Raw genomic sequence first — 8,695 nt, 5'->3', positions numbered from 1 at the left:
TGATACTCGTTGTAGGTTGCATCCTCAACACCGCCTTCCGGTGTAATCACACGCCACACGTCACCTGCCGCAGTAGAGCGATACACCGTCGGACGGATAGCCCCTAACACCTCATCGTGCAGCCACTCCTCCGGCACAGCCCACGACTGATCATCACGCGCGCCCGTACGGCCCCGGCCAACAAGACCCGCGGCAGACAAACCACCTTCCAGGAGAGCCTGATATAGAGGCAGCTGCTCAAGACGGGCGAAGTAGTCCCCCACAACCTCATCCCCCAGTGTTAAAGGATCACCCCCAAACTCACCAGCGGTTTCCAACGCAACGCACACCCGCCCACCTAGTGGCGCGTCATCGCCTTCATCCGCACCCCAGTAAAACAGGTTTGGAAACACTCCACCAGTGCCTACCTGGCTGTACACACGCCCCTGATCATCAAAACGGTAGTGATAGGACACCCCATTGCGGTCCGTCCACGCGCAAACGCGCCCGACCTTGTCATAGTGGTACTGCAACGCACCATCGTGCGAGTTAATCACCCGCACCAACTGCCCGTAGGCGTCATAGGCATAGGAAATCAAGCGTATCGGGGTTTCATCCGGATGTGTCCTCGGATTCGACACATACACATGCGCCACTCGGCCTACTGCCTGGTCCCACTCGCAGTCAATCACCGTGTCATCACTGCGACGCATCCGCACCATATGGCCACTGGATATATCCCACGTGTACTCAATCGCTGCGCCCGTATGGTGCACCGCGGATGACAAGCCAACCTCGATGCCTGCACCAAAAGCTTCAGCCAATGAACCGGCAGGCACCGTCGCAGCCACATACGTCCCGCCTAAAGACGGAGACTCATCTTTAAGGCCAGCATTACCCTCGCTATGAGCGGCGTCGGTTCCAGCGTTGTCACCACTGTCAAGCTCAAAAAGCCGGAAACTATACGTCACGCCCGCCGCGATGTCGCGTACCCGATACGCCCCATCGGCGTAGGACAACAACCAGGGACGACCGTCCGCGCGCACCTCTGATCCATCCACGGGTGCCGGCGGGAACGTCAACAATGCCCCATCAGGAGACAGCATCAGTACCTCATCAGTACAAATCTCCAACCGCACATCCATCGTAGAGACCCACCGCGGACCCAACGCCCGTCCAAGCTTATAGCCGCTATGCGCGTTACGGGTGATCCTCAGCGGTAAGACACCATCGATGAACACATCGGTTTCAAAGTCAACCATGCTGCCGGTCGCCATATTCACCGGGTCACCGCCAGCAAGGCAACGCTCACCACTGGTAACCTCGTGAGTAATCTCCTGCGCAACTTCCTTCACACCGCCCGAGGCTTCCTCAGCAGCACTTCTCGCCTGAGATTTCGCCGAAGACAAGGTCTCCGAGTCCATGGTGGAGGCCTTAGCAAACGTAGTTATCGCAGCATAACCAAGTTGTACCCCTTTTCTTGCTTTGAGAAGAGCCCCTCCCACGCAGAAGGTAGCCGCATCAAACGCAAACTCGCCCCAACTGACCACACCAGCAGCCGCGAGCAACCCTTTCAGCGCCAGACCAACGCCCAGCACAATAACGCCGACAGGAAAACAGATAAGCATTAAGATGCCGCCGATGATCTGCAGCGCATCAGCAATCAGACGAAGTACGTCACCGTGGTTTTGCAACCAATCGCTTACCGCGTCCCAGGCCGCTTGCCAGGGTTTCGGGTTTTCCTGAAATGCTTTGCGTCCCTGCGCCTCAATCGCTGCAACCTGTGTTGCCACATCAGCGCCCAGCATCTGACGGATTCCCTGCGCGGTAGCGAGATTGCCCTCCCAGGTAGCAACAGCTGCCGCGTGCTTCGTTTTTGCCGCTGCTAATAGCGCAGCCGCCGCGGACTTCGATGCCGGGTCAGGCGCCGCAGTAACCGCTGCTTCAGCAGCATTGACCTCCGCTACCGCAGTGTTGACAGCGGCGTGACTCACCCGTGCGGTTGCTTCAAGCGCTAGCATCTCGGCTTTGCGTTCACCCAATAAGGTGGCATAGCGCGAAATCGCATCAGCAACACCCACGTGTGCCGTGCCGGTAATCTGCAGCTGGGAGGGAAACTCAGCATTCACCAGCTCCCGGAACCGGTCGCCTTCAGAGCCAACAAAGCCACCATCGTTCATCGCGCGCATCGCTGCGGCAGCTTCGAGCGCACCGTCACCAAACGCACGCCAGCGAAGTGCGGCCGCCATCAGCGTTGCCACACTGCCGCCAATGTGGAAATTATCTGGACGGAACGTGGCAAACGGCGCCAAAAACGGCACAGGCATGGTACAACCTTCCCCGAGTCAATGCCCCTGTCAGAGCCACCAGCATCTGGCAGGGCAGCACGGTTAATGCGAAACGATCAATACACTCGAGCGCTACTCACCAGCAAGCGACTGTGATGCGCGCGAACGCGTCTCCGTCACCGCAGAGGTATTTTCCTGCAACGCAGCACGCACCTGCCCCAGAATGGACTTGATGTTCTGCGCAGCGGAGGTCCACTTACCGTGTACGCCCCGGTAGGTTTCCTGCTCAGAGCCTTCCCAACCAGCGGCAAGCTTCTGCATGTCCGATTCCATCTCGGACAACGTGGACTCAATGCTGTTCATCACATTATTCAGATCATCGGCCGCATGCTCGGCATCCTGACGGTTGTATGCATATACAGACATGGAACTACTCCTTAGAACAATAGAATTTGGTGGTAACCCAGCGCTTACAAAATTGGTCCAGACTGGAAATCCATCCCAGCGAAACGCTGCTGCAACATGGACGTTTGCTCTTCTTCACCGGCCTGGTAGTCCTTACCAGCCTGTTCAACCCGCCCCGTCAGCTGCTCAAGTGCAGCATTAATCTGTTCCATGTTCTCGTGCCACGCATTCGTCATGTTCTCCCAGGCCGCAACCGAGGAGCCTTTCCATGAAGCCTTCAACGGCTCAATGGCGGACAAGAACTGGCTTGACTGCGTCTGCAACTGTGAATGGTTCGACTGCAGCGAAGAAACGTGAGTAGATACCGCTGAATGCTCAACGGACATTGATTGAGACTGAGACATAAGATTTTCCCTTTCGTGGAATTGTGTGTTTTGGACGTGGTTGGGGGCTGGACTGCTTCCACCGGTTTCGGCTTAGTTCATGTTGTCCAGCTCGGTTTGAATTTGGGCACGTACTTCCCCGTTTGCCTCGTTGACACTGGTCAGTGCCGCCGAGACATCGTCGAGGATGTTGTTGATCTCACCGGCGGCTTTACGCCAATCGGTGTTGATCACGTCGTAGAGTTCCGCCTCAGAGCCCGTCCATTCGGGTTTGAGAGCATCAACATCGGCATGAATCGCGTCAATGATGGCGCGAATGTTGCCCATCACCGTCAAAATGTCGGTGGAGGCACCCTCAGCGTGGGAGGTGCGAAACGCGTAGACATCAGCCGCCATGGATCAGTCCTCACCTGAGCGGAGTTGACCCGCCATCTCGTTGAGGCTTGAAGCCACTTCGCTGTCAAACGTCTCCGCCGTTTCCGCGATCATGTCCGCGGCTTCACTGAGCGTGCCCACGTTTTCCAGCAATGTTTTGCGTGACGCTTTCCAGTCTCCGTAGAAACCGGTCACCGCCGAGGTAATTCTGGCACCATGAATGTCGTCTACGCCCTCCGCCCCGTCAGCAAATTGCTCTACTGCAGAAACGGTTTCGTCCAAAACCTTCAGCTTGGCCGAAATAGTGCGTAGATCCCCAATGGGCACCCGCCAATAATCACTGGACATGGTCATAGACCTCCTTGTCTCGCACCACAACGCGAGATAACCCCGCGTCGGGAGCGCCTATCGCTGTCGTGTTTTGTGGTTCCACACCGTCGCCGAGGGAAACTTCGGACGCGGCAAGGTCTGTATGCGCCACCACACTGGACGCAACCCGCACGACAATGTCGCGCACTTCGGCGCTGACATCCTCGCTCGGGGCCGTGGAAGAAATAGCCAACGTCCATGTGCTGGATGCAATCGGCACAAATGCTTGGTGGTGGTACACCGTGCGGCGTTGGGTCAGCGGGCCCGCTAATCCCTGCTCGGATGCAAGGAGGAAACTTCCACCAGCATTCGTGGATGCAACACTTGCCTCGGCTTTCGCCCCCAGCTGTTGCTGTGCTGACAGCACACTGGCGGGCGCTGGTGCCGTATCAATCCAGCGAAGCAGCAGCGGTACAGCAGAAATCTCGCCGTTGTCCACCCCCGGCAGCACAAGGGCAAGCAGTATGCCCGCTTCGCGTGCCTGGGTGGCCATCTCTTTGAAACTTTGCTGCATCGCTCGGCGTTGCGCACTGCTCAACCGCACCCCGGGGACAAGATCATCATCCCGAAGCAGGTTTGCAACACTTGCATCCGTTCGGGCCGGATCCACATCAATAAACCGCCACGTTGTGGGCAAATGCGCCGACCACACAAACGGCGGGCGCGGAGCATGTTGCGGCAGGCTAAGAAGCGGCTTGCCATCTGTGGCCGTAGTGGCCGTAGTTGCCATGTGAGCACCTTCCATTCAACCGACCAACATAAGATTTGAATAAGGTTAATGTAGATCGCGGAAAATTTCTAGATTAAATATCGCTCGTGGCGCCCTTAAGGTTTGGCTACCTGGATCATTTCAACCCGACCTGCACGGTTGACCCATTGCGCCCGCCCGGCCGGAAGCGGTTTAAGAAACACCCCCGGGTAGATGGCTCCCTCCTGCCGGTCACCAGAGAGCAGTACGCCCGCGGCCCCGGCTTCACGGATTGCTTGCATGATCGGGTCATACCCTGTGCGCGCCATTCCTGTGGAGCGTCTCGAAACAACTACATGCAGCCCTAAGTCCGCTGCTTGGTTGATGTACGGGGCGAGAGGTTTAAGGGGGTTGGCGTTGCCTTCGATGCTGTCGAGGTTGTCTACCACGACGTAGATTTCGGGACCTTGCCACCAGGTGCGGGTCTGGAGTTGTTCGACTGTGACATCAGGGCCAGGCAGGCGCCGCTCAAGTTCGCTTGCAATGCCTTTGGCAAGCGTTTCACACCCTTGACGCGTACCGGCAAATCCTCCGAGGAATTGATCCGGCACCACCCCCAGCAGGCCGCGGCGCAGATCCCACACGCCAAACATCACTTCACCGGGTTGCTTGCCTTCAATGATCTCGGAGATGTAGGTTTTCAGCGTTGTGGTTTTGCCCGCCTTTGAGTCTCCAATGACCAGCACGTGGCGTTCATCGCCTTCTGGGTTGAAGCGTGCTGGTGAAAGTGTTGATTCCGCCAGCCCCAGTCGTACGGGTGCGACGGTGGGGTGTGGGGTGCGGATCGCAGCTAAGGACACTTCCGTAGGCAGCATGCGCACTGCCGGCGCACTGGATTTTGGCCACGCTTCAGCGATGGCTTGGACGGTAGCCTGCGGTGTGGCTGTTGTTGCCCCGATTCCTTTGCTCAGCGTCGGCAGGGCGATTTGGCTATAAAGACCGTCCGCTGTGGCTGCACGGCCGGTGGGAAGACCCATGAGGCCTTCTGAGACTTTTTTACCCATTGATGAGTCGATCGGGTCATTGAGCGCAAACTCTAAGCGCGTGCCAATGACGGCCTGCAGAGGCAAACGGAAGTCCGCCCACCGGCCGGTGACTAGGACAACGTGGATGCCGTACGCCAGGCCGCGCTGCGCGATCTCAGTGATGTGGTCCGCTAGGTCCTCGTGGTCTTTTCTTAAGGTTGACCAGCCGTCCACAGCAAGCACCACGTCAGCTGACGGCAGGTTGGCCAGCAGTCCCTGCTTGTGCATGCGCCGCATTTCCTCCACGTCCGAGATTTGGTGGGCGGAAAACAGTTTTTCTCGCTGCACCATGAACGTGCCTACCTCTGCAACGGTGCGTCGGAGCTGATCTTCATCAAAGCGGGTAGCCACCGTGCCCACGTGCGGCAACGTTTCAAGGTAGGACAGGGAAGACCCGGCCATGTCGATGAGGTAGAAGTTCACGTCCTGCGGAGTGTGTGTCAGTGCCGCCGATGTGACCAGGGTGCGCAGTGCGGTAGTTTTGCCGGACTGCGGCGCACCCATGATGGCAACGTTGCCGCCGGAGCCTGCAAGATCAAGCGTGAGCGGGCCTTGCCATTGCTCCATCGGTTTGTCCTTTGTGCCTAGCACAAAGACCATGTGTCCAGCAGATTCAGCACTTAATCCACGGTCTGAGGTTGCGCCTACGGGCCCGAGTGCCTCACTAAGATCCATCGTGTGCGGCAGTGGGGGTAGCCAAATCTGGCGTGTTTTTGCCGCTGCGGGGGCGAGGCGCCCCACAACCAACTCCAACGTGGTTGGTGAAGTGTGTGCAGCGCCTGCGGCTGCGCGCTCAGCTTCGCGTTTGCTGTGTAGCTGCGTGGTAAACTCCGCCTGGCGCTGAGCCAACCAATCCTCGGTTGTGTTGACCAGGTGCAGCGGCATGGGCACAGGCGGCAGTTCACGTTCGTGGGCACGCTCAATGGCTTCGTAGGGCCCCGACACGTAGGCCGCCTTGAACCTGTCGAAGAGGTCAGGGTCAACCTTCAGGTACCCCGAGCCCGGGATGGGAGGCAGTTCGTGTGCCGCGGTGGAGCCAATGGCCGCACGGGATTCCTGGGCGGAGAAGGTTCGTAGGCCAATGCGGTACGAAAGGTAGGACTCCAGTCCGCGCAAACGGCCTTCCTCCAACCGCTGAGAGGCCAGCAGGAGGTGAACTCCGATGGAACGACCAATACGCCCGATCTGGACAAACAGCTCAATGAACTCTGGTTTTGCTGCCAGCAGCTCACCGAACTCATCAATCACCACAAACAGGACCGGCAGTGGGTCGCTGACCTTGCCCTCATCGCGGAGCTTGTTGTACTCGCCCACGTTTGCCAAGTTGCCCGCCTGCTGCAGCACCCGTTGCCGGCGTTGGATTTCGCCCAGGATTGAGTCATGCAAGCGGTCTACAAGCCCGGCGCCATCTTCCAGGTTGTCCACAATCGCCGCGGTGTGTGGCAGCGGCTCAAGGCCAGCAAATGTTGCACCACCTTTAAAGTCCACCAACACCAAGGAAAGCTGGTCGGGTGGGTGACAAATCACCTGGGAGAGCACGAGGGTGCGCAACACTTCAGATTTGCCGGAGCCGGTCGCCCCCACGCACAGTCCGTGCGGGCCCATACCGGACTTTGCAGATTCTTTAATATCCAGACGAATCGGCTCGCCATCCGCGCCGATACCAAAGGGCACGTTTAAGAAGTTGCGCGGCCCGCGTGGCGCCCAGGCTTTGGCAATGTCATACGTGGCAAAGTTGGCAATGCCCAGCATGTCATCCAACGCAATGGTGCGCTCCAGCGCGGAATCCGGGGAGGCATCTTCAACCAACCGAAGCGGGGAGACCCCTCGCGCCACACTTTCCGCAATGGCCGGGCTGACCTCATCGAGCACACCAGCATCACCGCCGTAGAGCACGCGCTCCACATACCCCGCCTCCCCACTTTGCGGTTCACGGATTTCACCACGGTCCAGCAACTGCACGCTGAACGTGCGCTCAGGCGAGATCAGCACTCGCACATCAACGTGGGACGGTTCTTGGTGCTGCACCGTGGTGGTGGCCAACAACGTCACCCGGGCCGCCTTCAGCGAGCGGATCGCCCCAGCCTTCGCGCTGAGCATCCGGCCGTACGGGTGATCCATGTTCACCACCAGCACGAGATGCTCCCGATCAAGTTCAGTGAGCTGGTAGCGGGAGCGCTGCGCAAGCTCCTCGGCGCGCTCCTCAAGTTCAGCAACGATCTCTTCGGAAGTCTCCTCGTCATAGGACACATTGCGTTTGCCAATCGGCCCGTCAAAGCTCTCGGCCGAAAGCAGGTGGGGTAGCCAAAGCGCCCAGTGGCCGTTATCGCCAACGTCGCTAAGCGGAAGCCCCAGGTGTACCCGCACATCATCGGGCGCATGAAACACAGCGATCTGGGAAAGGATGGCGCGGATCGCCTCCGCAGTAAGTTCGGAAGGCCCCACCAGTGAGACCACGCCGCGCGCCGGGATTGCAATCGGCAGGCCCTCAATGGTGCTGGTGCGACGCATCATGCGGTCAAGGTGCGCTTGAGACAACGGCTCCGCAACCGCCATCGGATTGTTCGCCGGCGGCACTTTCAAACCGCGGGCCAACTTGCCCACCCCAGTGCCCAGGCGCGTGACCAGAAAATCCTCATCCCCGCGGCGACGCTCCCACAAACGGTACGGGTCCCGGATGACATCAAGCAAGGAACGCGGGTGCGGGTGGCGCGTCAACGCTTCCACTTGCTGCGCTGCGGCAACGCTTCGCACCTCATCCTCAAGCTCCTGAAGATGTTCAAGGAAGCGGGTTCGCTCTTCTTCTGCTTGCCTGCGCGACCCGGTGCGCTGGCGGATAAACATACCTATCGCGCCGAGGATCACGGCCACAAACATGACGCAACCGACCACCATGCGGATAGGGTTTCCGGATGACATCATCATTAAAACCATGCCAACTCCGCCAATGATCGGCATCATCAGTGTCAGTGCGTTGGCTCCGCCCGAGCGCGCACGAATTGTTGGGATCTGCGCCACCTCCAGCGGCGATTCCTGTGGAATAGTCCTGTGCAGGCGCGCCGGGCGGTGGACTATACGGGTGCTCATATCACCGCATTCTAAGGTAGGCTTTGCAAAACTCTT

Annotated in this window: 7 protein-coding genes; all 7 read right to left on the bottom strand. The window is 58.8% G+C overall.

Annotated features, from left to right (window positions below; all coding sequences use genetic code 11):
- Positions 1 to 2,306 (bottom strand): DUF6531 domain-containing protein (locus HMPREF3101_RS10535; protein ID WP_168160192.1); only part of this gene is annotated, 2,306 nt, incomplete at its 3' end.
- A gap of 93 nt (positions 2,307 to 2,399) precedes the next feature.
- A complete protein-coding gene (locus tag HMPREF3101_RS10530; protein ID WP_070465384.1) occupies positions 2,400 to 2,693 on the bottom strand; it encodes a WXG100 family type VII secretion target in 294 nt (97 codons plus the stop codon).
- 44 nt (positions 2,694 to 2,737) lie between these two features.
- Entirely contained in the window at positions 2,738 to 3,076 is a 339-nt protein-coding gene (locus HMPREF3101_RS10525) for a WXG100 family type VII secretion target (RefSeq protein WP_070465381.1), read from the bottom strand.
- Between the two features lie 72 nt (positions 3,077 to 3,148).
- Positions 3,149 to 3,451: a WXG100 family type VII secretion target gene (locus HMPREF3101_RS10520; RefSeq protein ID WP_070465378.1), complete on the bottom strand. Its 303-nt coding sequence runs from the start codon at positions 3,449 to 3,451 to the stop codon at positions 3,149 to 3,151.
- 3 nt (positions 3,452 to 3,454) lie between these two features.
- Positions 3,455 to 3,778 (bottom strand): hypothetical protein, encoded by a 324-nt coding sequence (locus HMPREF3101_RS10515; RefSeq protein WP_070465375.1) that lies wholly within the window; start codon positions 3,776 to 3,778, stop codon positions 3,455 to 3,457.
- Positions 3,768 to 4,529: a hypothetical protein gene (locus tag HMPREF3101_RS10510; protein WP_070465373.1), complete on the bottom strand. Its 762-nt coding sequence runs from the start codon at positions 4,527 to 4,529 to the stop codon at positions 3,768 to 3,770. The genes HMPREF3101_RS10515 and HMPREF3101_RS10510 overlap by 11 nt, the downstream gene beginning before the upstream one ends.
- 95 nt (positions 4,530 to 4,624) lie before the next feature.
- Positions 4,625 to 8,659, bottom strand: a complete 4,035-nt coding sequence (gene eccCa, locus HMPREF3101_RS10505) for a type VII secretion protein EccCa (protein WP_070465370.1) — start codon at positions 8,657 to 8,659, stop codon at positions 4,625 to 4,627.
- Between the last annotated feature and the right edge of the window lie 36 nt (positions 8,660 to 8,695).

Source organism: Corynebacterium sp. HMSC29G08 (assembly GCF_001806875.1).
GTDB lineage: Bacteria > Actinomycetota > Actinomycetes > Mycobacteriales > Mycobacteriaceae > Corynebacterium.
This window is presented reverse-complemented; position numbering and strand designations above follow the sequence as displayed.

What these genes read in the sequence shown, in the direction of transcription:
- HMPREF3101_RS10530 (WP_070465384.1), bottom strand. Translation starts at nt 2,693, where the DNA reads ATGTCTGTATATGCATACAACCGTCAGGATGCCGAGCATGCGGCCGAT.
- HMPREF3101_RS10515 (WP_070465375.1), bottom strand. Translation starts at nt 3,778, where the DNA reads ATGTCCAGTGATTATTGGCGGGTGCCCATTGGGGATCTACGCACTATT.
- HMPREF3101_RS10525 (WP_070465381.1), bottom strand. Translation starts at nt 3,076, where the DNA reads ATGTCTCAGTCTCAATCAATGTCCGTTGAGCATTCAGCGGTATCTACT.
- HMPREF3101_RS10510 (WP_070465373.1), bottom strand. Translation starts at nt 4,529, where the DNA reads ATGGCAACTACGGCCACTACGGCCACAGATGGCAAGCCGCTTCTTAGC.
- eccCa (WP_070465370.1), bottom strand. Translation starts at nt 8,659, where the DNA reads ATGAGCACCCGTATAGTCCACCGCCCGGCGCGCCTGCACAGGACTATT.
- HMPREF3101_RS10520 (WP_070465378.1), bottom strand. Translation starts at nt 3,451, where the DNA reads ATGGCGGCTGATGTCTACGCGTTTCGCACCTCCCACGCTGAGGGTGCC.